The organism is Escherichia sp. MOD1-EC7011 (assembly GCF_002965005.1).
Taxonomy (GTDB): Bacteria; Pseudomonadota; Gammaproteobacteria; order Enterobacterales; family Enterobacteriaceae; genus Escherichia; species Escherichia ruysiae.
Genome location: NZ_PTRD01000020.1, coordinates 49,557 through 70,848, shown reverse-complemented (window position 1 = coordinate 70,848; position 21,292 = coordinate 49,557). Strand labels below are relative to the sequence as shown.

The following is a 21,292-nucleotide window of genomic DNA, read 5'->3' as shown; positions in this document are numbered from 1 at the left end:
TGATCAGGCGGCTGCACCCGCCGTTTTCTCGTACTTACTGATGGTGATCTCGACCTTCCCTTCCGGGATAACCGGTCCCCACTCCACCAGCATTCTTTTCACCTGACTGTCGTCTTCCCACACACCCGCGTGGGTCAGGGCGTCAAACAGCGCCTTGTTATAGTTGTCCAGATCGCGGATCCGGTTATCCGGAGGAAACAACACGATCTCCACTGAAGCAGGTGCCGACGTTGGTTTTGGCAGACGACGTAACTGCTCAACTATTGCTGCGCACGCCGCGCTCTGGAATTTTCGCCCCGCCGCGCTTATCAGGCTCTTACCAGCAAACGCCCCTTTGTTGGGATGTCGCCAGTACGTGTTCACGCTGGGCGGAAAAGGCAGGATCAGCTTCATACTTTCAGGTCCCTCTCATGTAACCAGTGGGTTGCACGCAGCCTTGCGTTTTCCTCACCGGCAAGCAGTGAGCGGATAATCCCGACCGCCTCTCTGTCGTCGTCCTTCACTGCGGTATGAAGCGTTATCCCCCGGGCCACGCCACGCTTTATCGTAATGACGCCTTTTTTCTCCAGTGCGCGAAGATGCTCCACCGCTGCATTCACTGAACGGTATCCCAGCATGGTTGCCACCTCCTGATTGGTTGGCGGGAAGCCACGTTCTTTCTGGTAAGAAATCAGCATATCCAGCACCTGCTGCTGGCATTGAGTTAACGTCGTCATGCTGCCATCTCCCTGACCAGTTTTTCCGCCTGCTGGCGAACCTGCACCAGAAAGGCTTCACCACATGCCTCAAGTTCATCGCGCCCGATGTAGCTGATTGCCGGTCCCTTCCAGGTCTTGTCGAAAACAGCAATAGCACCAGCGAAGAAAGCTCCTGTCGGCACCTGCTTCTCATCCTTCGGGATAAACCAGGCAGGCAGTTCAAAACCAATACGCCCGCGAATAAAAGCAATATGGTCCGCATCTTCCGGCCACCACACTTCGCTGGTGGCAGCTTTGATCAGGAAAACATAGCGCCCGCCCTTATCACGCATGGCACTGGTATGTTTCATGATGTAACGCATGCCGGTGATGTATTGCCCCTCATGCTGACTGGCGCGGCTGTATGGGGGATTACCAAAGGCAGCACCTTTAAGCTCCGCAAGACGTTCTGACCAGTCATGCGCCAGCGCGTTATCTTCCGCCGTGTAATACGCGGCACATTTGGCGTTATCACCGTCAGTGAACAGATCCAGAACAAACGGGCCAAACAGGGTGTTAATTCCCCAGAAAATGTTGTCCGGCGTGCGCCACTGATCGCCCACTTCCTTCAGTTCATGGGCTGGTTTGTTCCGCAGTTCCACCAGCGCCTGGCAATATTTATTACTCATTAAGCCCCCACGTAATTCCCTGACAGATACCACTCTTCACCCGATGCAGCGCGCTTGCTGCTTTTCCGTAAGCACCGCTCACGGCGCGCCAGAAAATTGTTTCGTTCTGACTGGGAGTGGCTTTCACGGAATGCCGCCATCCACACGGTTGCAGCACGACGGTATAAGCCCTTGGACTCCAGTTCTTCAGCCTGGCGGGTCAGGCACAAAATCACCCGGGGATCGTTAGTGCCGACATAGAAATTGCGCACAGGTCTGGTTTCACGAACTGGTTGTGGTTCCGGCTCCTGCGCTCTCTCAGTCAGGCGTGGGAAATGTCTGCGTGTATCTCCTTCACAACGGTGAGCCACACGCCCACTCTGACGTAACTTGCTTGCTGACTGCAGAACGCGCTGCCGTGAGTAACCTGCAAAAGCATCCGCAATGTCTCCGGAAGTACACCCCGGATGGGCTTCAATGAATTTCTGAGCTTCATTCAAAAGACTCATGATCACCCCCTGAATCCTGCCGGGATCTGGCTGTAGTCCACATTGTCGTAACTGGCTTTGAAGTACGGGTCTTCGCGTTTTTCTGTGTGCGTGCTGACGGACGGCGATAAGCGCAGGGAAAGCTCATCCCATTTTTCCCGCAGCTTCGACGGGCTGAGCACGTTACGGCACCAGAACGGATCGCGGCTGACGCGGCTGTACATCTCGCAGATTTGTTTGTGAGTACGCCCATCCTGTACACACATCAGGCGAATTTCGTTTGCCCAGGCTGTCCAGTTCGGTTCTTTAGGACGTACCACTTCGCCGTCACATTCGGCGGCCTGCTCGTACAGAGCGATGATTTTTTTCCAGAGCCACTGTGCGCAGGTCAAATCATCCTGCGTTCCCCACTGGCGCTTTTTAGGGCTGAATACAACCGCATCAGGATGGCGAGTTAAAAAATCCTGTTCAGCCATCTGCGTGTCCGGTTGCGAAGCGTCCGGACGAGAAGAGGTTTTATTCTCTGTAGTAATCTCTGTTGTATTCTCTGTAAGATCATTGGGCCATTTTGACCCGATGACAGCGTGTCGTTTTGAACCAATGGATCGTGTCATTTTGCGCCCATCCATCAGGTCACTTTGACCCGATGGAGAAGTGCATTTTGACCTGATGGATTCGTTCACTTTGACCTCTTCTAGAAGCTCACTTTCATAGTTGATCGTGTAGAAGTTGGTCATGTCACGCTTCGATTTATTGAGTTGCTCGCGACGCAAAACCCCAAGTGATTTCAGGCTTGCAAATGTGCGTTTCAGAGTGGACTCTGACCAGAACGGAAACTGCTCCAGCCACTGTTCTGTCGTGTTATAAACCCAGCGAATTCCGCCATGCTCAGTGCCGGAATTCGTTTCATTCAGCCAGTAATGAAGCTGCTGCAACACAATTGCCTCATTCAGACCAATACGGCATGCAAGATCACGATTTATCACAATGGGCTGGGATGTCATTAACAGGCTCATGACCGACCTCTATTTCCCTGAATTTACGACGAAACTGTTCGAGCGGGCTGAAGCACTCATGTTCATAGCCTTCACGGAGGTAGATAACCCGTTGTGTTTCCGGCTCCCAACGAATGACTCTGACGGGCACTCCGTAGTGATCTTTGAACCAGCGGTTAACTTGTCGCAAAGGACTGTCTCCTTCTGCCGGTTGAAATCACCCACAGCCCACTCTGCAAAGCTGTGGGTTACAATTTCCCTGTCACCTGGTACATTCACTGCATAGCAATATTCCACCTTCGCTTTTCCACCCGGTACAGGAAGCGCAATCAGTTGCGAACGACGGTAGTGTGTTGTTAAACTGTTCATGCGTTAGTTTCTCCACAACCAGAAGCAATCGACGCCACGACGCCCGGAGCTGCACACTCGCGGGCGTTACTCTTTTCCGGCGCACAAAAAACACGAAATAACAGTGTTAAATGCTCCTGCCACTTCGCCATTACTTGGTAGCTGTTCTCTTCGATTTGCTCACGCTCAGCTTGGTCAATAACTCCATCAGCAGTTGCCTTGCGTAAGTACTGGGAATGCTTGCCAATCCATTCTATTGACTCCATCAGCCGCTGATTAATGTCACCATTGTCAATGTCATCAATGACCACCAGCGGCACAAACACCCCATTACTACGACGGGCTATTGCATCCGTTACATGCCTGGTACCACTGGCATCCTGTAAAACCATGGCCCACTCAAGTGGAAAAATTTGATCCCCACCGCTACGCAGTCTGTTATGCAATTGATCTTTTGCTGGGGTGATATCATCAGATTTATACAAACCAAGAATTTCTGCTGCTTCCTCATAGCCATGAGGTAAATCAGCAATCGTTCTTCGTATTGCTGCCACCAGCCATGCTGGTTGCTTATCAACTTTCCATTCAGGTTCTTTACCCACGTTTAAGCCCTCATATCTGTGGTTTCTGTAAATCGATTTATCCATTAGATTTTTCATAAAGCTCAGGTTTAAATGGCAACCGTCCGCAAGTTCTATATGCAGCCTCTGCTGCACGTCCTTTTGGAATTAACTGGCCAGGACGGTTTCGCCACTGATAAACGGCTTCAGTTGTTATGCCGAAAAAAGCAGCAACTTTCTCAATGCTGCCGAAGTAGCTTTCGATATCGTCAGTCGTCATATGCCCTCCAAACTAAGTTTTATTAGATGTTAATTATCAATCTATCTTAGGTCAATAAAAACTAAGATTACTTAGTAATTAAAGAAATGGTGCTCCTATGGAAACGGTTGGTCAGCGTATAAAAGCTCTGAGAAGAGTTACCAGAACGTCCCAGAAAGAATTGGGTAAATTTTGTGGAGTAAGTGACGTTGCTGTGGGGTACTGGGAGAAAGACATCAATGTCCCTGGTGGGGAAGCACTTTCAAAATTAGCGAAGTTCTTCAATACGTCAATAGATTACATTCTTTATGGTGCGGAGTTTGAAGGCAAACTCGTCACAAACATGCGCAGAGTTCCTGTAATCTCGTGGGTTCAGGCTGGGCAGTTTACTGAGTGCAGGACAGCAGAAGTGTTTAGTGAAGTAGACAAGTGGGTAGATACATCATTAAAGATTGGTGATAACTCATTTGCATTGGAGGTTAAAGGCGACTCCATGACTAACCCTAACGGCCTCCCAACAATACCAGAAGGCGCAACAGTGATTGTAGATCCTGATGCAGAACCCCGGCATGGAAAAATAGTCATCGCTAGACTTGATGGAACAAACGAAGCCACAGTAAAAAAATTAGTTATCGATGGCCCTCAAAAGTTTTTAGTGCCATTAAATCCCCGGTACCCCAACATCCCGATCAATGGTAATTGCCTCATCATTGGTGTAGTCAAAGGAGTTCAATACGAACTCTAGCCCCCCTTTTCTCTAACCAAAACACCGAACTAAGAAAAGTTTGGTGTTTTCTCTTGCCATCAAAACTAAGTTAAGTTAGATTTTTATATCAAAGATAACGAACAGGCAGGACGCCCACGAAGTAGCCGACGGTGGCGTATGAATGACCGGATGATTCGCACATGGCAGGAGAGTGAATATGGATGGCAGTATCGACAACCAACGAGATGCCTGGCTTGTGGTGATTGAAGCAGCAAAAACTGCATTAAGCCAAGTTGAAAGCAGTAACTACAGAACAGTTAAACAAATGGCTTTGGGCTCTATTATCTATGCCTTTGAAAGGCTGGGCTTTGATTTTGAAGCAACGAGTATTCTGTCAGAACAACATGAAAAAATGAATAGAGAAGACGCCGCAGCCTATATCGGCGTAGAAGCGCAAACCTTAGCTAATTGGGCTAGCACAGGAAAAGTTCGAATACCTTTTTTAAAAATCGGTAGAAAGGTTATTTACCTAAAAAGTGATCTTGATGCCTATCTTGCCTCATCGAAGGCAAATACCACCAAGTAGCTCACGTACCTACCACCTCGCCTGATGTGGCTAAAAGCAGGCACATAACAGCTAAGTATTTTCAACCAGAGAGAATCCTTAGCGTTGTGGTGAATGCGGCTCAGCGCACGCGGGTTAAGGTTGAGACTGACAGTCGACCTTCTGTGGATACCCACCCGCCTGGTGTGCAACCTTCGCCAGGCACCGGGAGGCACCCGGCACCACAACAGCCACTGCTTTGGCGGTACCAGTTTGTACACTTGCTTCCGGCTGGTACCGCTCTTTTTACAAAACAGAGAAGAGCATCACCGGACGACGGGCTCATAACCCAATCCATCCGGGCGGCTGCCACCGCAGGTGTTCTTCTCTGTTTTGTGGAGAAACCAACCGACCTTGCAGGGTCGATATGATGAGGAGCAGCAAAATGGCTAGCGAACGCAGTACTGATGTGCAGGCATTTATCGGGGAGCTGGACGGCGGCGTATTTGAAACCAAAATCGGCGCAGTTCTCAGTGAAGTCGCTTCCGGTGTGATGAACACGAAAACCAAAGGGAAGGTCTCACTCAACCTGGAAATCGAACCATTTGATGAGAACCGTGTGAAAATCAAACACAAACTCTCATATGTTCGCCCGACTAACCGCGGGAAAATTTCCGAAGAAGACACCACCGAAACGCCGATGTATGTCAATCGCGGTGGTCGCCTGACTATTCTGCAGGAAGACCAGGGACAATTACTGACTCTTGCCGGTGAACCTGACGGAAAACTCCGCGCAGCAGGTCATTAATATCGTTCTTAATTAACTGATTATTTATCTCATCACTGAATATCTTTATATAGTGAGGACTTATTATGTCTCAGAACTTAGACGCAACCGCAATTAATCAAATCCATGCCCTTATTTCTGCTCAGGGTGTTAATGAAATTATCAGTAAGATTGGTGCCGATGCTGTGGCATTGCCTGAGAATTTCCGCATTCATGATCTGGAAAAATTTAATTTAAATCGCTTCCGTTTCCGTGGTGCGCTTTCCACTGCCAGCATCGATGACTTTACCCGTTATTCTAAAGATCTTGCAGATGAAGGCACCCGCTGCTTTATCGATGCCGATAATATGCGAGCCGTCAGTGTGCTTAACCTGGGTACTATTGATGAACCAGGTCACGCAGATAACACCGCCACCCTCAAACTGAAAAAGACAGCACCGTTTTCTGCTCTGTTGTCTGTTAATGGCGAGCGTAACTCCCAGAAGTCACTGGCAGAATGGATTGAAGACTGGGCCGACTACCTTGTGGGCTTTGATGCTAATGGTGACACCATTCAGGCAACCAAAGCGGCTGCGGCAGTCCGTAAAATCACAATTGAAGCAAACCAGACCGCTGATTTTGAAGACAATGACTTCAGCGGCAAACGCTCTCTGATGGAGTCTGTCGAAGCGAAAACCAAAGACATTATGCCAGTGGCATTTGAATTTAAATGCGTTCCGTTTGAAGGCCTGAAAGAACGTCCGTTTAAATTACGCCTCAGCATTATCACTGGCGATCGTCCTGTACTGGTTCTGCGCATTATTCAGCTGGAAGCGATGCAGGAAGAAATGGCTAACGAATTTCGTGATCTGCTTGTTGAGAAATTCAAAGACAGCAAAGTAGAAACCTTTATTGGTACTTTCACCGCCTGATTTCATTACTGCAAATGCCCCTGCGGGGGCATTTATGGAAACGTAATTAACTCAATAATCACCGGATGGTGAGAGCTTCCTTTTAGCAGAATTCAGCGCGGTGCAGCGCATATAAAGTGGAGAACGAAATGTCATTTATTAAAACTTTTTCCGGGAAGCATTTTTATTATGACAAGATAAATAAAGACGACATCGTGATTAACGATATCGCAGTTTCCCTTTCAAATATCTGTCGCTTTGCAGGACATCTTTCACACTTCTACAGTGTCGCCCAGCATGCGGTGCTTTGCAGCCAGCTGGTGCCGCAGGAATTTGCTTTTGAAGCGTTAATGCATGATGCAACAGAAGCATATTGCCAGGACATCCCCGCGCCACTGAAACGACTTCTTCCTGACTATAAACGGATGGAAGAAAAAATAGATGCCGTAATCCGTGAGAAATACGGGTTACCCCCGGTTATGAGCACGCCTGTGAAATATGCCGATCTCATCATGCTGGCAACCGAACGCCGCGATCTCGGGCTTGATGATGGCTCTTTCTGGCCTGTACTGGAAGGCATCCCAGCAACAGAGATGTTCAACGTGATTCCACTGACACCGGGCCATGCCTACGGGATGTTTATGGAACGTTTTAACGAGTTATCGGAGTTACGCAAATGCGCATGAATGTTTTCGAAATGGAAGGGTTTCTTCGCGGGAAATGTGTACCACGAGATCTGAAAGTGAACGAAACAAATGCTGAGTACCTGGTACGTAAATTCGATGCGCTTGAAGCTAAATGTGCGGCACTGGAAAACAAAATAATACCAGTGTCAGCTGAACTGCCACCAGCAAATGAAAGTGTTCTGTTATTTGATGCTAACGGAGAAGGCTGGCTAATTGGCTGGCGTTCTCTCTGGTACACCTGGGGACAAAAAGAAACCGGAGAATGGCAGTGGACATTTCAGATCGGGGACCTTGAAAACGTCAATATCACTCACTGGGCAGTAATGCCGAAAGCACCGGAGAATAAGAAATGAGCGTAATAAAAACTCATACAGGAATTGTTATCACCCGAGACGGTCCGCAGGTAAAAAAACTGCACCAGACAAAACGGATGTGGGTCGTCGGAAAAAACGAGTTTTACCACAAAGAAACCGGACGCCGCCACTTTGCAGAAAATACGCGCCGCCGACTGCTGATCGACAGCATCAAGCCTATCGAGGTGAAGCATGTTTAAAAAGAACGAAAAATCTATCGCTCAAATTGCTGAGTATATCCCGCGTGCGTGCCGGGGTATGCAGTTGCAGGAAGCCAAAGCGCGCCTGGAGAAAAAAATTGCGCTCTATATCGATGACGGCTGTGATGCTGCCGTTCTTAACGCAGCGTTCGCGCCAGCTCTTAACAGTCATACGCGGGAGTCTTTTTTTTCGCGCATCGCAGCGCAGATCCGTAAAGGAGGCAACCAGTGAGCGAGATTAACTATCAGGCTCTGCGACTGGCGGCAGAAAATGCAACACCAGGCGAATGGTGTGCTGATGACTACCATGGAGTAATTGCCGATGCCGGACTGAACGCCAATTACTACATAGCATCATGCTCAGGACCAGATAATCGCGCCAATAAACGATTCATAGCCGCCGCCAATCCTGCCACCGTCTTGGCGCTGCTGGATGAGCTGGAAGCAGCAGAGAAGCGAAACGCTGAATTACAAAGCGAGAATGCATACATCCGCAACCGGTACAAAGAACTGGACCTATTAATCGGGAAAAACATTCTGGTCATGCAGGCTGCCATTATCGAATGGCAGGCAACTGGCGACGCTAAGAGCGGACTGGCATGGATTTATAACACACTGTTTGGCCCTGGCGAATTACCGGACGAATCTGAGAAAGATGCTCAGGCCTACTTTAATCGCAAATATGCACCGATTGACGAAAAGCTTATGGCGCTTCACAAGTGGTTTTGGGAACAAAGTGAAGCCGAGCGCGCCGCCGCCAACATTGGTGTGAAGGGGAAGTGAGATGAACGGACAAATCTCAATTGTTCGACCGGGAGCATGTGACGATTGCGAGATACGAATGATTATTCGTCTGGCGAGGGGGAAAACAATAACTGCTCTCATTACTCCTGAAAATCTCGCATTAGCATTAACAGGAAAGTCAGACCTGCCAGTAGAGCTAAAGCTGCGAAATGTTGAGATTAAGGTGAAATAGTTATGAATACTATTACCAAAGAATGGTTACAGAACACGATTACCGGAATTGAGTCGATAATAGACGATAAATCGTTTGTATGTAGTGAAATAGCATTCGAAATAGGTCAGGTTAACAACATACTTACCGCATTTAAAATTGCACTGGCATCGCTGGCAGCAGTATCGGATGAACGGGCAGCCTATGAATTATTTATGGAGAAACGTTTCGGGGAATCTGTAGATCGCCGCAGGGCAAAAAATGGTGATAGAGAATACATGGCATGGGATATGGCGCTTGGCTGGATTATCTGGTGTCACCGCGCCGCCATGCTTCAGGGAGGCCAACCTGTAAACCAAACTTACAACTTGCCAGAATTAATCGAAGGCATGGAAGTTTCCATTGATGTTAGCACTTGTGATGCTGATTTAGGTAATCGCTATTTCGGCACCGTCACCGAGGCGTTAGAACTTGATACGGCCAAGAATGGTTACATCCTCCTGGTTCAGGACGCAGAGCCAAACTTCGATGTAAATGGCAACTCTCCGGGAACTCCGGATAGTTGGATAAGCTGTAGTGATCGAATGCCTGAAAAGGGCCAGAACGTGCTTATTTCGGTGAATTTCGATAGCTCTCTGGTTGAACCGCTAATATGCTCCGCACGCTATACCGGAAGCACCTTTCGGCGCGGAGATGCAACGATTAAGCCGGGTAATGGTATTGAGCAAGCAACTCACTGGATGCCGCTACCGGAACCGCCGCAGGAGGTGAAGTGATGAACAACTTAATGATCGACCTTGAGACGATGGGGAAAAATAAGGATGCACCGATCGTTTCCATTGGCGCGGTGTTCTTCACTCCAGAAACCGGAGACATCGGACAAGAATTCTATACGGTTGTTAGCCTGGAAAGTGCTATGGGGCAAGGAGCTACACCTGACGGCGATACCATCCTGTGGTGGTTGAAACAAAGCCCTGAAGCACGAGCTGCAATCTGTATTGATGATACTTTGTCGATCAGCGATGCTCTCTCAGAACTAAATCATTTCATTAACCGGCACGCAGCCAATACGAAATATTTAAAAGTCTGGGGTAACGGGGCCACCTTCGACAACGTAATTTTACGTGGAGCTTATGAGCGAGCAGGACAAATCTGCCCGTGGGCATACTGGAATGACCACGATGTACGCACGATCGTTACGCTTGGGCGTTCCATCGGATTCGACCCCAAAATGGACATCCCTTTCGATGGCGAACGGCACAACGCCCTAGCCGATGCCCGTCATCAGGCAAAATATGTTTCCGCTATCTGGCAGAAATTAATTCCTGCCACCAGCACAGAATTATGATTTTCCCGGGTGCAGCCGGTTTTGATGGAGAAAATTATGAATACCTTGTTTTTACTGATGGCTGAATTCAATACCCCTAACATTGAACTCTCAGCAGTTAGCCAAAAGTACTTTGGCATGAGTCCAGCCACGGCAGAAGCAAAAGCAAACGCTTGTAAGTTGCCCGTTCCAACATATCGCATCGGCACATCACAAAAAGCAAAACGTTGCATCAATATTCAGGATCTTGCGGAATACATAGACAAAAGGCGAGAAGAAGGGCGTGCTGAGTGGGAAAGGGTCAGAACCCATAAACAAAGGCTCATTTAAATAGAATATGAATAAACCCATCCAAAGATGGGTTTATTCATAATGTTGAAGAGCAGCGAGTATCAGTTTTTTATGCCGTTTAACCATAGTTTTAGATATCTCAACTGCACATCGAACTTGTCTCATACAATGATCTGTAATGCGACCTTTTAGCACGTCACCATATTGGATGGCTATTTTCTCTTTAATAATTTCAAGATCGAAAGCAGCATGAGCCTCAATGCAATTAACAAATGAGTCCCATTTAAGAAAATCATGGTCCTCTCTATTAATTTCGACCTGACAAGCCATAAGATCATTGTTTCTCTTAATAAATTCATTTATATCTGAATTTATTAGAAGAACTAAAAGAGGTTCACAGCAAACAACCACCATATATTTTACTTTAGGTGGGGTCGTAAAATCACAATGAAGATACAATACATCACCGGGTGATATACCTCTTTCACGACTAAAATTAGCCTTAAAATCAGGAGGGAAACAATCACCCAGCATAAGTATCAATATCCGTTCTTCAGATAATCCAGTATTAATTTGCTATTTTTTAGCTGTGCAACTATCGATTCCAAAGACATCTCACCATTGTGATCTGCCTGTTCCCATGCCGCGTCATGGCTCATGGTTCTGATAGCTTCAAAGGACATGTTTCCAAGCATCGCGATAGACTTATCAATACACTCTAAATCTGAGTCACTAAAAAAGTCTTCATCAGCTTCACGGCTCGGCACAATCGTCATACCTGATACAGAAAATGCTTTTCGCACAGAATCGACATCACAACCATTAGGAATGTAACGTCCATCTCCACGAGCAATTTTTATAATATCGTATGTGTTGCTTGCTACAGGCCCATCCTTCATAGCGTTATAGTGATCGCCCGTTATGAGGCGTCCAAAACTTTCAAGGTGAAACCTGTCAGCATAATAAAGAATTTTTCCGACATGATAGATATCTGGGATCGGTGCTTTAGAGGCGACGTACAGAATGGCCTCTAAAGCCTTTTCTGAATCAAACCTTACATTTAGCATCAATACACCCTTCATCCAAACAACATCGTCAAGCTCTGGCAAATGCAACCGCATCCGCCTTCTACAATCTTAAAGTCTTCACCTACGCTAGGTCAATTGAAGTGATGAGCAAATGATGCTTTCTAAGAAGAACAGGTTCCCAATAGGCTCCCACAAAGTGTATAACTACTTGTTTTTCAAAAACGGTACATCCTATCGAGCATCGGGGCAATGGAGAAACGGTATGCGGAATAAGCGGTTTGTGATTCTGCTGACATGGCGTTTTTTTAAGCACCTGGTGAATTGGGGGCGCTACTATAGCATAACGAATATGCGATCAGGCAATGTGACAGCTATGACGCCCTGTTCTCGGCGTTTAAGTGAGAACTATGGTAAAGTAAGGACATTCTTAACCCCACTTTGAGGTGCCCAATGGAAAAGACCACAACGCAGGAGTTATTAGCGCAAGCTGAAAAACTCTGTGCACAGCGTAATGTGCGCCTGACCCCGCAGCGCCTTGAAGTGTTGCGCCTGATGAGTCTGCAGGAAGGAGCAATCAGCGCCTACGATCTGCTTGATTTACTGCGTGAAGCAGAGCCGCAGGCCAAGCCGCCAACGGTTTATCGCGCACTCGATTTTCTGCTTGAGCAAGGGTTTGTGCATAAAGTTGAGTCCACCAACAGCTATGTGCTCTGTCACCTGTTCGATCAACCAACGCATACTTCAGCTATGTTTATTTGCGATCGCTGCGGCGCAGTGAAAGAAGAGTGTGCGGAAGGTGTGGAAGACATCATGCATACGCTGGCGGCAAAAATGGGTTTTGCCCTGCGGCATAATGTGATTGAAGCGCATGGATTATGTTCAGCATGTGTAGAAGTGGAAGCGTGTCGTCATCCTGAACAGTGCCATCATGACCACTCTATTCAGGTGAAAAAGAAACCGCGTTAAGAGGGCGTACATCCTTGTACACGTCGGGCAGGAGGGATTAATTACCAGCGGTATTCATTGCGGGTTTCCCAGTCTACGACCTCTTTCTCTGCCTGATCTTTCTGGTAACCGTAGCGTTCCTGGATTTTACCCACTAACTGATCACGTTTACCTTCAATGACCGTCATATCATCATCGGTCAGTTTGCCCCATTGCTCTTTCACTTTACCTTTGAACTGTTTCCAGTTACCGCCGACTTCGTCTTTATTCATATTCAAGTCCTCATCGTTAGGTGGTGAATGAGAGTACGCTCGCTTTTCTTCTGAACGTGGGATTAAGTGTAGTCAGGAATTTGGCTTAGGATTATTTATTCAGAATATTTAACCGTCACGCTCCGGCAAACCAGGTTCCGTTGCGCCAGTGACGACGCCAGATAGCCGCCAGAGAAAGCCCGCGCAGCGCCAGAAAGACGGTTAACGCCAGCCACAAACCATGATTACCCAGCCACGGCAGCGTAAGGAGCGTCAGCGCAAAACCTGCGGCGGCCACCGCCATACTGTTACGCATTTCGGCTGCGCGCGTTGCGCCTATAAACATGCCGTCCAGCAGATAACACCAGACGCCAACCAACGGCAAAATCACCTGCCAGATAAGATAGCGGTCAGCCAGTTGCTGAATCTGGGTTAACGACGTCAGCAACGCAATGATGTGTTCCCCTGCCAGCAAATAAATCACAGAAAACAGCAACGCTACGATCCCCGACTGGCGGCACGCTGCGCGCCAGACATCCAGTAACTGGCTCCCGTCGCGCGCACCGTATGCCTGACCTGAATGCGCTTCAACCGCGTAGGCAAAACCATCCAGCGCATAGGCGGTAAAGGTGAGTAGCGTCATCAGAACCGCGTTAACGGCGATAATGTCACTTCCCAGTCGCGCGCCAAGTACCGTTATTGCACCAAAACAGAGTTGCAGCAGCAGTGAGCGCAGCATAATGTCGCGGTTAAGCGCCAGCAAGCGACGGACGTTTCCTCGCCAGGCTGTTTTCAGCATTTCGCCGGAAATACCGCGTAGTTTAAGGATTTTACGCACCATTAGCAGACCAATCAGCAACGTCGCATATTCTGCGATGACCGTTGCCAGCGCCGCGCCCTGCACGTTCATATGCAGCCCCATCACCAGCCAGACATCCAGCACAATGTTGAGAATATTACCCACCACTAACAGGACAACCGGCGCACGGGCATATTGCACGCCGAGCAACCAGCCAAGTAATACCAGGTTTGCCAGCGACGCCGGTGCACTTAGCCACCGAATTTCAAGAAAGCGCCGCGCCTGTTCCAGCACGGCTTCACTGCCACCAACAATATGCAGCGCCAGATCGATAATCGGTGTACGCAACAGAGCAATCAACGCGCCAGCCCCCAGCGCCAGTAGCAACGGCTGCACCAGCGCACGCGCTAATGCCTGAGGATTTTTGGCACCATACGCCTGCGCAGTAAGCCCGGTAGTGCTCATGCGCAAAAACAGCAACAGCATAAAGAGAAAGCTGGTCGCCGTTGCGCCAACCGCCACGCCGCCCAGATAAACCGGACTATCAAGATGACCAATTACCGCCGTATCAACCAGCCCCAGCAACGGAACGGTGATATTGGAGAAAATCATAGGTAAGGCGAGATGCCAGAGAGCTTTATCAGATGAAGTGAGGAATGCCATGCAGACAAGCCTGATGAAGAGAGATGAAAAACAAACCGCGACGCCAGGCGGCATCGCGGTATCAGAGATCTGTTACAGCCAGTCGCCGTTGCGAATAACCCCAACGGCCAGCCCTTCAATGGTGAAGCTCTGCTGACGAAGGTCAACGACAATCGGTTTAAACTCGCTGTTTTCTGGCAATAATTCGACTTTATTGCCCTGTTTTTTCAGACGCTTAACGGTAACTTCGTCATCAATACGTGCGACAACGACCTGACCATTACGTACATCCTGAGTTTTATGCACTGCCAGCAAGTCGCCATCCATAATACCGATATCTTTCATCGACATTCCGCTGACGCGCAGCAGGAAATCGGCATTCGGCTTGAACAAGGAAGGATCGACCTGATAATGACCTTCAATATGCTGCTGCGCCAGAAGCGGTTCACCGGCAGCCACACGACCTACCAATGGCAACCCTTCTTCCTCTTCCTGCAACAAACGAATCCCACGCGATGCGCCGGAAACAATTTCAATTACGCCTTTGCGTGCCAACGCTTTCAGATGTTCTTCTGCCGCGTTTGGGGAACGGAACCCCAAACGCTGCGCGATTTCCGCACGCGTCGGCGGCATACCTGTCTGGCTGATGTGATCACGAATGAGATCAAACACCTCTTGTTGCCTGGCCGTTAACGCTTTCATTCCGCCCCCTGGGTGTATATACAGTTATGCTGTGAGTATATACAGCAAAAGGCGATTTTGGAACCATAAACTACACAATAAACCAGAGATTTATCGAATTCTGGAAGGGTTATCCAAAATGCGACCATAACAGAATGACCCAGGTTGCCACAGCGACGATAATCGCGATCAGCACCGCTGCGGACCCCATATCTTTCGCCCGCCCGGAAAGTTCGTGGTATTCAGAGCCAATACGATCAACCACCGCTTCGATGGCGCTATTGAGAATTTCCACAATCATCACCAACATGACGGAGCTAATAAGCAGTACGCGGGTTATCGCGTCCACATCCAGCCAGCAAGCAATGACCACCGCCAACAATACCGCCACGCCTTCCTGACGGAATGCCGCTTCGTTGATCCATGCAGCGCGTAAACCTTTCCAGGAATAGCCAGCGGCTTTGATAATTCGAGTGAATCCAGTGGTATTATTGGCCATTGAAAGAACCTTTTTACATTATGAGCGTCAATATCAGTGTACCGTTGAATCCGATGATTCCGGTAGCGTAGCGCCGCGCGAAACATGAGCGGATACCACAGAATTTCCCATGACTTTCTGCTATCCTTCCCGCGCATTTGCATTATTAACCAGAGGCTTTACATCGTTTATGTCCGGCTGGCCACGAATTTACTACAAATTACTGAATTTACCATTAAGCATCCTGGTAAAAAGCAAGTCTATTCCGGCAGATCCTGCCCCGGAATTGGGGCTCGATACCTCTCGTCCAATTATGTACGTTTTACCGTACAACTCAAAAGCGGATTTGCTGACGTTGCGCGCCCAGTGCCTGGCGCATGATCTGCCTGATCCATTAGAGCCGCTGGAGGTAGACGGCACGCTACTGCCGCGCTATGTGTTTATTCATGGCGGGCCGCGTGTTTTCACCTATTACACGCCGAAAGAAGAGTCTATTAAGCTGTTCCACGACTATCTCGATCTGCACCGTAGCAACCCAAATCTGGATGTGCAGATGGTGCCGGTATCGGTGATGTTTGGTCGTGCGCCAGGACGTGAAAAAGGCGAAGTAAACCCGCCACTACGTATGCTCAACGGCGTGCAGAAATTTTTCGCCGTACTGTGGCTTGGTCGCGATAGCTTTGTGCGTTTCTCGCCGTCAGTTTCGCTACGCCGCATGGCTGATGAACACGGCACAGATAAAACTATCGCCCAAAAACTGGCGCGCGTGGCGCGTATGCACTTTGCCCGTCAACGTCTGGCTGCCGTGGGTCCACGCTTGCCTGCTCGTCAGGATTTGTTCAATAAGCTGCTCGCCTCGCGTGCAATTGCCAAAGCGGTAGAAGATGAAGCGCGCAGCAAAAAAATCTCCCATGAAAAAGCGCAGCAGAACGCTATTGCGCTGATGGAAGAGATTGCGGCGAACTTCTCTTACGAGATGATCCGCCTGACTGACCGTATTCTGGGCTTCACCTGGAACCGGCTCTATCAGGGAATCAACGTCCATAATGCCGAACGCGTTCGCCAGCTGGCTCACGACGGTCATGAGCTGGTGTATGTGCCATGCCACCGTAGCCACATGGACTACCTGCTGCTCTCTTACGTGCTGTATCACCAGGGGCTGGTGCCGCCGCATATCGCCGCCGGGATCAACCTGAACTTCTGGCCTGCCGGGCCGATTTTCCGCCGTCTGGGGGCGTTCTTTATTCGCCGTACTTTTAAAGGCAATAAACTCTACTCCACCGTTTTCCGTGAATATCTCGGCGAACTGTTCAGCCGTGGTTATTCCGTTGAGTACTTTGTGGAAGGCGGTCGTTCGCGTACAGGACGTTTGCTTGATCCGAAAACCGGCACACTGTCGATGACCATTCAGGCGATGCTGCGTGGCGGTACGCGTCCTATTACGTTGATTCCGATCTACATCGGTTATGAGCACGTCATGGAAGTGGGTACTTACGCCAAAGAACTGCGCGGCGCGACGAAAGAGAAAGAGAGCCTGCCGCAGATGCTGCGCGGTTTAAGCAAGCTGCGTAATCTCGGTCAGGGGTATGTCAACTTCGGTGAACCGATGCCGTTGATGACCTATCTCAACCAGCACGTGCCAGACTGGCGTGAATCTATTGATCCTATCGAAGCTGTACGCCCGGCCTGGTTAACGCCGACAGTCAATAACATTGCTGCCGATCTGATGGTGCGCATTAACAACGCAGGCGCGGCTAACGCCATGAACCTGTGCTGTACTGCGCTGCTGGCGTCACGTCAGCGTTCACTCACTCGCGAGCAATTGACTGAGCAGCTGAATTGTTATCTCGATTTGATGCGCAACGTGCCTTACTCCACGGACTCTACCGTTCCTTCAGCCAGCGCCGGTGAGCTGATTGATCACGCGCTGCAAATGAACAAGTTTGAAGTTGAGAAAGACACCATCGGCGACATTATTATCCTGCCGCGTGAGCAAGCGGTGCTGATGACCTACTATCGCAACAACATTGCGCATATGTTGGTTCTGCCTTCGCTGATGGCAGCGATTGTGACGCAGCATCGGCACATCTCCCGCGAAGTGTTGATGGAGCACGTCAATGTGCTTTACCCAATGCTAAAAGCGGAGCTGTTCCTGCGCTGGGAGCGTGACGAGTTGCCGGGTGTTATTGATGCGCTGGCGAATGAGATGCAACGCCAGGGGCTGATTACGCTGCAAGATGATGAGTTACATATCAATCCGGCGCACTCCCGCACGCTTCAGTTGCTTGCCGCAGGCGCGCGTGAAACGCTGCAACGTTATGCGATTACCTTCTGGCTGTTGAGCGCCAACCCGTCGATCAATCGCGGTACGCTGGAGAAAGAGAGCCGCACTGTGGCACAACGTCTTTCCGTGCTGCACGGCATCAACGCACCGGAGTTCTTCGACAAAGCGGTGTTCAGTTCTCTGGTGCTGACGCTGCGTGATGAAGGATATATCAGCGACAGCGGCGACGCCGAACCGGCAGAAACGATGAAGGTTTATCAGTTGCTGGCGGAGTTGATTACGTCCGATGTACGCTTAACGATTGAGAGTGCGACGCAGGGCGAAGGGTAACTGATGAGCGTTGCCGGATGCGGCGAAAACGCCTTACCCGGCCTACTATGACCTGCAAATTCAATAAATTGCGATGTGTTATGTAGGCCTGATAAGCGCAGCGCATCAGGCAGCATTTCACAGAAAAAAAGCCGGATGACCATGATCATCCGGCTTTTTTACATCATCAGAAATGCCAGTAACTCATTGCCAGCCCTAAAAACAGTACCAGGCCAACATAGTTATTATTCATAAACGCTTTAAAACAGGCTTCACGCTCGCGGTTGGCAATCAGTTTTTGTTGATAAACAAACAGTGCGCCCGCGATCAGTATTGACCAGTAATATCCCCAGCCTAAGTCATTTAACTCGCCGATAATCGCCATCAGCACCAGCACGCCAATCTGCAAAATGCCGATAATCAACTTATCGTATTGTCCAAACAGGATCGCGGTGGACTTAATGCCAATCTTCACGTCGTCATCACGGTCAACCATCGCATACTGCGTGTCGTAAGCCACCGCCCACAGAATATTGGCGAGGAACATTAACCAGCAGCTTAACGGCACCGATTCACTCACAGCGGCAAAAGCCATTGGAATCGACCAACCAAACGCCGCACCCAGCACTACTTGCGGTAAATGGGTATACCGCTTCATAAACGGGTACACCCACGCCAACGCCAGTCCGGCAATCGACAACAGAATGGTCATCGTGTTCAGCGTCAATACCAGTAAGAACGAAATTAGCACCAGCACCACAAATAGCGTTCGCGCCTCTTTCTCCGTCACCGCGCCACTGGGAAGCGGTCGGTTTGCCGTGCGCTTAACATGACCATCAAACTTACGATCAGCATAGTCATTCACTACACAACCGGCGGCACGCATCAGCCAGACGCCAGCGACAAACACCGCCAGGATCCAGAGTTGGGGAACACCAGGTGTCGCCACCCATAGCGCCCATAAAGTTGGCCAGAGCAGCAGTAACGCACCAATTGGCTTATCCGTACGCATTAAGCGGTGAAACGCCAGCAGCTTATTTTGCGTCAGACTCCACTCCATATTTTTTTCCTCTTAGTACAACGGTGATGCCGGTAAAAACAGTTCGGTCAGCAGCAGCGGCTTACCACTTAATCGCAGGCGGGAACGTCGCCCCCAAAGTCCGGCATCACTGCCTATCTCAATAAAGTCACGAGTTAATGTCGATGATGTAAACAGATAGCGTCCTAACGGCGTTTTACCCAAATTTTGTAACGCCAGCTCGGGGCCGCTTAGCGTTGACACAGGAACGACAGTGCGACCGGCAAGCCACGGTTCTCCATCTGCACATAACAAAATCTCACGTAACCAGTAACGGGATTCTTTCGGCAGCAGCGGTAATTCTTCGGGGATTTCATTCTGTTCGACAAACCCTTCGCGGATCATCGTCACGCTCACCGTTTTTCCCTGCTGTTCAAAACGTTTGGTCATGGAATCTTCCAGCAACAACCAGTCGAGCAGTTGCGGTTCCAGCGCAGGGATCTCTGCAAAATAGCGCAGCGCACGCAGTTGCGTTAACGCAGGGTGTGACATGCCGAACTCTCCGTTACATAACGTAAAGGCATTGTATCGCAGAAAAGCGTTAACGGGAGATGTAAAGCATATTAAGTGATCTAATACGCAACAATAACGCAACAATCACAGGAGAGAGAGAAAAAAAGGTGCGCCCGAAGACGCACCAGTTGTTGCAAAATCAGCACTGTGGGGCGTAATTACCCCTTGCCTTTTACACTGCTGATAAAGGTGGAACGGGCAGATGTCGAGCCCAGGCGTTCAGCTTCATCAAGCAGTTTTAACGCCTTATCAACATCACCTTTCGCGACAGCGTTTTTAATCGCGGTATTAAAATAACTTTCCGTGTCGTTGAGCATAGGTTCACTTTTCTTCGCCGGTGCCGGAGCAGGTGCGGCGGCGGCTGGTGCCGTGTAGGTCGCCGGTGCCGCAGTGTTGCCTACCGTAACCGGAGCTGGAGCAGAAGAACCAAACAACGGCCCCACCAACACGCTGGAGCTGGAGTTGGTTTTCACTTTCAGTTTCAGCAGACCATCGGTGGTATGACGGGCAACCGGGTCTGGAATATCCGGCACCGAGTTACCAACACCTTTAGCATAGGCTTTTGCCGGATCGAGCAGTTGTGTCGTCTGCTGGAGATCTTTTTCAGTGGTAAAGACCAGCACATAAAGTTTCTGCTGCCCTAATGCAGGTGTCAGTCGCATAACGCCTTCCAGACGATCTGCACTCATCACGCCAGGTTCCTGGTAGGTGAAATAACTGCTGGGGAAGAAGGCCGATGGTGTCATGTTCTGATCAAGAATCAGCACGTTCGGCGCAAATACGCTGGTTTGTTTGTTCACTTCACTGGTCAGCGTCAGTGTCAGCTCGCCAATGTTTGCCGGGACGCTGTATGCGGCAACCGAACCGCTGATGCCAGGGACGTTCAGTTGTTGACCGCCAGTAGCTAACCGGGTGGTCTGGGTTTTAGATTGATCGACTGGTGTCCAGGTTAATTGTTGCAGCGCGGCAGATGGAATGGCTGGCGCATCGCTGGTGTTTTGCGGTACGTAGTTAACATCGGCAAGGCTGATTCCAGGCGCGCTTGCCAGCAACCCTGCTGATAAACAGAGGGCGATGAGACTTTTATTCATTTTCATTGTTTTCACCTCAAAATCTGGAGTTCAGCGGTAGCCAGGCAATAGCGCGCTTAACCCGATAATCAGAGGGGCTTATGCCCCTTATAGATAATGACAACCTGTTTTATGCCGGATGCGGCGTGAACGCCTTATCCGACCTACATTCGGCAGCGGTTGTAGGCCTGATAAGACGCGGCAGCGTCGCATCAGGCACTGGTTGCCGGATGCGGCGTGAACGCCTTATCCGACCTACATTCGGCAGCAGTTGTAGACCTGATAAGACGCGGCAGCGTCGCATCAGGCACTGGTTGCCGGATGCGGCGTGAACGCCTTATCCGACCTACATTCGGCAGCAGTTGTAGACCTGATAAGACGCGGCAGCGTCGCATCAGGCGTTGATTGCCGGATGCGGCGTGAACGCCTTATCCGACCTACATTCGGCAGCAGTTGTAGCCCTGATAAGACGCGGCAGCG

The 21,292-nt window shown here is 49.6% G+C and carries 32 protein-coding genes and 1 pseudogene; 16 read left to right on the top strand and 17 right to left on the bottom strand.

From position 1 onward, the window contains the following. Positions 1–3: 3 nt before the first annotated feature. The 8 genes from A7098_RS09935 to A7098_RS09900 all read right to left on the bottom strand — a co-directional run bounded on the left by A7098_RS09935 (position 4) and on the right by A7098_RS09900 (position 4,016). Entirely contained in the window at positions 4–393 is a 390-nt protein-coding gene (locus tag A7098_RS09935; RefSeq protein WP_000767113.1) for a RusA family crossover junction endodeoxyribonuclease, read from the bottom strand. Continuing rightward, positions 390–716 (bottom strand): LexA repressor, encoded by a 327-nt coding sequence (locus A7098_RS09930; protein ID WP_000210147.1) that lies wholly within the window; start codon positions 714–716, stop codon positions 390–392. The genes A7098_RS09935 and A7098_RS09930 overlap by 4 nt, the downstream gene beginning before the upstream one ends. Then, positions 713–1,366 carry a phage N-6-adenine-methyltransferase gene (locus A7098_RS09925; protein WP_089559397.1) on the bottom strand — a complete coding sequence of 218 codons (654 nt, stop codon included), beginning with the start codon at positions 1,364–1,366 and terminating at the stop codon, positions 713–715. The genes A7098_RS09930 and A7098_RS09925 overlap by 4 nt, the downstream gene beginning before the upstream one ends. Further along, on the bottom strand, positions 1,366–1,860 hold the full coding sequence (locus tag A7098_RS09920; RefSeq protein WP_077629217.1) for a PerC family transcriptional regulator: 495 nt from the start codon (positions 1,858–1,860) through the stop codon (positions 1,366–1,368). Before A7098_RS09920 ends, A7098_RS09925 begins: the two co-directional genes overlap by 1 nt. Next, positions 1,857–2,849, bottom strand: coding sequence for a hypothetical protein (locus A7098_RS23940; RefSeq protein ID WP_000054956.1), 993 nt, complete (start codon positions 2,847–2,849; stop codon positions 1,857–1,859). The genes A7098_RS09920 and A7098_RS23940 overlap by 4 nt, the downstream gene beginning before the upstream one ends. Next, complete coding sequence (locus A7098_RS09910; RefSeq protein WP_001250270.1) at positions 2,806–3,018, bottom strand: DUF4222 domain-containing protein; 213 nt, start codon at positions 3,016–3,018, stop codon at positions 2,806–2,808. The genes A7098_RS23940 and A7098_RS09910 overlap by 44 nt, the downstream gene beginning before the upstream one ends. A gap of 175 nt (positions 3,019–3,193) precedes the next feature. Continuing rightward, positions 3,194–3,778 (bottom strand): YmfL family putative regulatory protein, encoded by a 585-nt coding sequence (locus tag A7098_RS09905; protein ID WP_000514174.1) that lies wholly within the window; start codon positions 3,776–3,778, stop codon positions 3,194–3,196. 37 nt (positions 3,779–3,815) lie between these two features. Beyond that, on the bottom strand, positions 3,816–4,016 hold the full coding sequence (locus A7098_RS09900) for a Cro/CI family transcriptional regulator (protein ID WP_000205494.1): 201 nt from the start codon (positions 4,014–4,016) through the stop codon (positions 3,816–3,818). A gap of 97 nt (positions 4,017–4,113) precedes the next feature. Between A7098_RS09900 and A7098_RS09895 the strand changes: the two genes are divergently transcribed. The 14 genes and pseudogenes from A7098_RS09895 to A7098_RS09825 all read left to right on the top strand — a co-directional run bounded on the left by A7098_RS09895 (position 4,114) and on the right by A7098_RS09825 (position 10,773). Beyond that, on the top strand, positions 4,114–4,740 hold the full coding sequence (locus A7098_RS09895; RefSeq protein WP_000450740.1) for a LexA family transcriptional regulator: 627 nt from the start codon (positions 4,114–4,116) through the stop codon (positions 4,738–4,740). Positions 4,741–5,113: 373 nt separating this feature from the next. Further along, complete coding sequence (locus A7098_RS23935; RefSeq protein ID WP_032174256.1) at positions 5,114–5,287, top strand: helix-turn-helix domain-containing protein; 174 nt, start codon at positions 5,114–5,116, stop codon at positions 5,285–5,287. 403 nt (positions 5,288–5,690) lie between these two features. Next, on the top strand, positions 5,691–6,053 hold the full coding sequence (gene yfdP / locus A7098_RS09875) for a protein YfdP (protein WP_000135680.1): 363 nt from the start codon (positions 5,691–5,693) through the stop codon (positions 6,051–6,053). A gap of 65 nt (positions 6,054–6,118) precedes the next feature. After that, complete coding sequence (locus A7098_RS09870) at positions 6,119–6,943, top strand: YfdQ family protein (RefSeq protein ID WP_000081295.1); 825 nt, start codon at positions 6,119–6,121, stop codon at positions 6,941–6,943. A 128-nt stretch (positions 6,944–7,071) separates the two neighbouring features. Continuing rightward, positions 7,072–7,608 carry a 5'-deoxynucleotidase gene (gene yfdR / locus A7098_RS09865; RefSeq protein WP_016063389.1) on the top strand — a complete coding sequence of 179 codons (537 nt, stop codon included), beginning with the start codon at positions 7,072–7,074 and terminating at the stop codon, positions 7,606–7,608. After that, positions 7,599–7,961 carry a hypothetical protein gene (locus A7098_RS09860; protein WP_016063388.1) on the top strand — a complete coding sequence of 121 codons (363 nt, stop codon included), beginning with the start codon at positions 7,599–7,601 and terminating at the stop codon, positions 7,959–7,961. The genes yfdR and A7098_RS09860 overlap by 10 nt, the downstream gene beginning before the upstream one ends. Further along, complete coding sequence (locus A7098_RS09855; protein ID WP_000111288.1) at positions 7,958–8,161, top strand: hypothetical protein; 204 nt, start codon at positions 7,958–7,960, stop codon at positions 8,159–8,161. The genes A7098_RS09860 and A7098_RS09855 overlap by 4 nt, the downstream gene beginning before the upstream one ends. Next, entirely contained in the window at positions 8,154–8,393 is a 240-nt protein-coding gene (locus A7098_RS09850; protein ID WP_089518142.1) for a hypothetical protein, read from the top strand. The genes A7098_RS09855 and A7098_RS09850 overlap by 8 nt, the downstream gene beginning before the upstream one ends. Further along, positions 8,390–8,944, top strand: coding sequence for an ead/Ea22-like family protein (locus A7098_RS09845; RefSeq protein WP_040092683.1), 555 nt, complete (start codon positions 8,390–8,392; stop codon positions 8,942–8,944). Before A7098_RS09850 ends, A7098_RS09845 begins: the two co-directional genes overlap by 4 nt. 1 nt (position 8,945) lies before the next feature. Further along, complete coding sequence (locus tag A7098_RS09840) at positions 8,946–9,137, top strand: hypothetical protein (RefSeq protein WP_001014291.1); 192 nt, start codon at positions 8,946–8,948, stop codon at positions 9,135–9,137. 2 nt (positions 9,138–9,139) lie between these two features. Further along, positions 9,140–9,454: pseudogene (locus A7098_RS24215) on the top strand (DUF551 domain-containing protein); the annotation flags it as partial. Continuing rightward, on the top strand, positions 9,446–9,892 hold the full coding sequence (locus A7098_RS24400; RefSeq protein ID WP_309140206.1) for a DUF551 domain-containing protein: 447 nt from the start codon (positions 9,446–9,448) through the stop codon (positions 9,890–9,892). The pseudogene A7098_RS24215 and the gene A7098_RS24400, both read left to right, overlap by 9 nt. Further along, entirely contained in the window at positions 9,892–10,464 is a 573-nt protein-coding gene (locus A7098_RS09830) for a 3'-5' exonuclease (protein WP_024146004.1), read from the top strand. Before A7098_RS24400 ends, A7098_RS09830 begins: the two co-directional genes overlap by 1 nt. A 36-nt stretch (positions 10,465–10,500) precedes the next feature. Further along, the gene (locus A7098_RS09825; protein WP_001093914.1) at positions 10,501–10,773 is read left to right on the top strand and encodes a pyocin activator PrtN family protein; all 273 of its coding nucleotides are present in this window, start codon (positions 10,501–10,503) and stop codon (positions 10,771–10,773) included. A 33-nt stretch (positions 10,774–10,806) separates the two neighbouring features. On the opposite strand, the gene A7098_RS09820 is transcribed toward A7098_RS09825, so the two are convergent. Then, positions 10,807–11,268: a hypothetical protein gene (locus A7098_RS09820; protein ID WP_000900143.1), complete on the bottom strand. Its 462-nt coding sequence runs from the start codon at positions 11,266–11,268 to the stop codon at positions 10,807–10,809. A 5-nt stretch (positions 11,269–11,273) separates the two neighbouring features. Next, positions 11,274–11,843, bottom strand: coding sequence for a Panacea domain-containing protein (locus A7098_RS09815; RefSeq protein ID WP_223156504.1), 570 nt, complete (start codon positions 11,841–11,843; stop codon positions 11,274–11,276). A 369-nt stretch (positions 11,844–12,212) separates the two neighbouring features. Here A7098_RS09815 and zur point away from each other — a divergent pair, with 369 nt between their 5' ends. Continuing rightward, entirely contained in the window at positions 12,213–12,728 is a 516-nt protein-coding gene (gene zur / locus A7098_RS09810; RefSeq protein WP_000416266.1) for a zinc uptake transcriptional repressor Zur, read from the top strand. 41 nt (positions 12,729–12,769) lie between these two features. Here the strand turns inward: zur and A7098_RS09805 are convergent, their stop codons facing one another. From A7098_RS09805 to dgkA, 4 genes are all read right to left on the bottom strand, one after another. Further along, a complete protein-coding gene (locus tag A7098_RS09805; protein ID WP_001030603.1) occupies positions 12,770–12,979 on the bottom strand; it encodes a CsbD family protein in 210 nt (69 codons plus the stop codon). Between the two features lie 115 nt (positions 12,980–13,094). Continuing rightward, positions 13,095–14,420, bottom strand: coding sequence for an MATE family efflux transporter DinF (gene dinF / locus A7098_RS09800; protein WP_032226476.1), 1,326 nt, complete (start codon positions 14,418–14,420; stop codon positions 13,095–13,097). 72 nt (positions 14,421–14,492) lie between these two features. Then, positions 14,493–15,101 carry a transcriptional repressor LexA gene (gene lexA, locus A7098_RS09795; RefSeq protein WP_000646078.1) on the bottom strand — a complete coding sequence of 203 codons (609 nt, stop codon included), beginning with the start codon at positions 15,099–15,101 and terminating at the stop codon, positions 14,493–14,495. Positions 15,102–15,210: 109 nt separating this feature from the next. Beyond that, positions 15,211–15,579, bottom strand: a complete 369-nt coding sequence (gene dgkA, locus A7098_RS09790; protein WP_000002906.1) for a diacylglycerol kinase — start codon at positions 15,577–15,579, stop codon at positions 15,211–15,213. Positions 15,580–15,748: 169 nt separating this feature from the next. Between dgkA and plsB the strand changes: the two genes are divergently transcribed. After that, a complete protein-coding gene (plsB, locus tag A7098_RS09785; protein WP_016159874.1) occupies positions 15,749–18,172 on the top strand; it encodes a glycerol-3-phosphate 1-O-acyltransferase PlsB in 2,424 nt (807 codons plus the stop codon). Between the two features lie 166 nt (positions 18,173–18,338). Here plsB and ubiA read toward each other — a convergent pair whose 3' ends face one another. The 3 genes from ubiA to malM all read right to left on the bottom strand — a co-directional run bounded on the left by ubiA (position 18,339) and on the right by malM (position 20,839). Then, entirely contained in the window at positions 18,339–19,211 is an 873-nt protein-coding gene (gene ubiA, locus A7098_RS09780) for a 4-hydroxybenzoate octaprenyltransferase (RefSeq protein WP_032226477.1), read from the bottom strand. A 12-nt stretch (positions 19,212–19,223) separates the two neighbouring features. After that, positions 19,224–19,721, bottom strand: a complete 498-nt coding sequence (gene ubiC / locus A7098_RS09775; RefSeq protein WP_000019215.1) for a chorismate lyase — start codon at positions 19,719–19,721, stop codon at positions 19,224–19,226. Positions 19,722–19,900: 179 nt separating this feature from the next. Continuing rightward, positions 19,901–20,839, bottom strand: a complete 939-nt coding sequence (malM, locus tag A7098_RS09770; RefSeq protein ID WP_010344810.1) for a maltose operon protein MalM — start codon at positions 20,837–20,839, stop codon at positions 19,901–19,903. Positions 20,840–21,292 lie beyond the last annotated feature (453 nt).

Coding starts and splice junctions, on each gene's coding strand:
- A7098_RS09935 (WP_000767113.1), bottom strand. CDS start 393: ATGAAGCTGATCCTGCCTTTTCCGCCCAGCGTGAACACGTACTGGCGA.
- A7098_RS09930 (WP_000210147.1), bottom strand. CDS start 716: ATGACGACGTTAACTCAATGCCAGCAGCAGGTGCTGGATATGCTGATT.
- A7098_RS09925 (WP_089559397.1), bottom strand. CDS start 1,366: ATGAGTAATAAATATTGCCAGGCGCTGGTGGAACTGCGGAACAAACCA.
- A7098_RS23940 (WP_000054956.1), bottom strand. CDS start 2,849: ATGAGCCTGTTAATGACATCCCAGCCCATTGTGATAAATCGTGATCTT.
- A7098_RS09900 (WP_000205494.1), bottom strand. CDS start 4,016: ATGACGACTGACGATATCGAAAGCTACTTCGGCAGCATTGAGAAAGTT.
- A7098_RS09895 (WP_000450740.1), top strand. CDS start 4,114: ATGGAAACGGTTGGTCAGCGTATAAAAGCTCTGAGAAGAGTTACCAGA.
- A7098_RS23935 (WP_032174256.1), top strand. CDS start 5,114: ATGAATAGAGAAGACGCCGCAGCCTATATCGGCGTAGAAGCGCAAACC.
- yfdP (WP_000135680.1), top strand. CDS start 5,691: ATGGCTAGCGAACGCAGTACTGATGTGCAGGCATTTATCGGGGAGCTG.
- A7098_RS09870 (WP_000081295.1), top strand. CDS start 6,119: ATGTCTCAGAACTTAGACGCAACCGCAATTAATCAAATCCATGCCCTT.
- yfdR (WP_016063389.1), top strand. CDS start 7,072: ATGTCATTTATTAAAACTTTTTCCGGGAAGCATTTTTATTATGACAAG.
- A7098_RS09860 (WP_016063388.1), top strand. CDS start 7,599: ATGCGCATGAATGTTTTCGAAATGGAAGGGTTTCTTCGCGGGAAATGT.
- A7098_RS09855 (WP_000111288.1), top strand. CDS start 7,958: ATGAGCGTAATAAAAACTCATACAGGAATTGTTATCACCCGAGACGGT.
- A7098_RS09850 (WP_089518142.1), top strand. CDS start 8,154: ATGTTTAAAAAGAACGAAAAATCTATCGCTCAAATTGCTGAGTATATC.
- A7098_RS09840 (WP_001014291.1), top strand. CDS start 8,946: ATGAACGGACAAATCTCAATTGTTCGACCGGGAGCATGTGACGATTGC.
- A7098_RS24400 (WP_309140206.1), top strand. CDS start 9,446: ATGCTTCAGGGAGGCCAACCTGTAAACCAAACTTACAACTTGCCAGAA.
- A7098_RS09830 (WP_024146004.1), top strand. CDS start 9,892: ATGAACAACTTAATGATCGACCTTGAGACGATGGGGAAAAATAAGGAT.
- A7098_RS09825 (WP_001093914.1), top strand. CDS start 10,501: ATGAATACCTTGTTTTTACTGATGGCTGAATTCAATACCCCTAACATT.
- A7098_RS09820 (WP_000900143.1), bottom strand. CDS start 11,268: ATGCTGGGTGATTGTTTCCCTCCTGATTTTAAGGCTAATTTTAGTCGT.
- zur (WP_000416266.1), top strand. CDS start 12,213: ATGGAAAAGACCACAACGCAGGAGTTATTAGCGCAAGCTGAAAAACTC.
- A7098_RS09805 (WP_001030603.1), bottom strand. CDS start 12,979: ATGAATAAAGACGAAGTCGGCGGTAACTGGAAACAGTTCAAAGGTAAA.
- dinF (WP_032226476.1), bottom strand. CDS start 14,420: ATGGCATTCCTCACTTCATCTGATAAAGCTCTCTGGCATCTCGCCTTA.
- lexA (WP_000646078.1), bottom strand. CDS start 15,101: ATGAAAGCGTTAACGGCCAGGCAACAAGAGGTGTTTGATCTCATTCGT.
- dgkA (WP_000002906.1), bottom strand. CDS start 15,579: ATGGCCAATAATACCACTGGATTCACTCGAATTATCAAAGCCGCTGGC.
- plsB (WP_016159874.1), top strand. CDS start 15,749: ATGTCCGGCTGGCCACGAATTTACTACAAATTACTGAATTTACCATTA.
- ubiA (WP_032226477.1), bottom strand. CDS start 19,211: ATGGAGTGGAGTCTGACGCAAAATAAGCTGCTGGCGTTTCACCGCTTA.
- ubiC (WP_000019215.1), bottom strand. CDS start 19,721: ATGTCACACCCTGCGTTAACGCAACTGCGTGCGCTGCGCTATTTTGCA.
- malM (WP_010344810.1), bottom strand. CDS start 20,839: ATGAAAATGAATAAAAGTCTCATCGCCCTCTGTTTATCAGCAGGGTTG.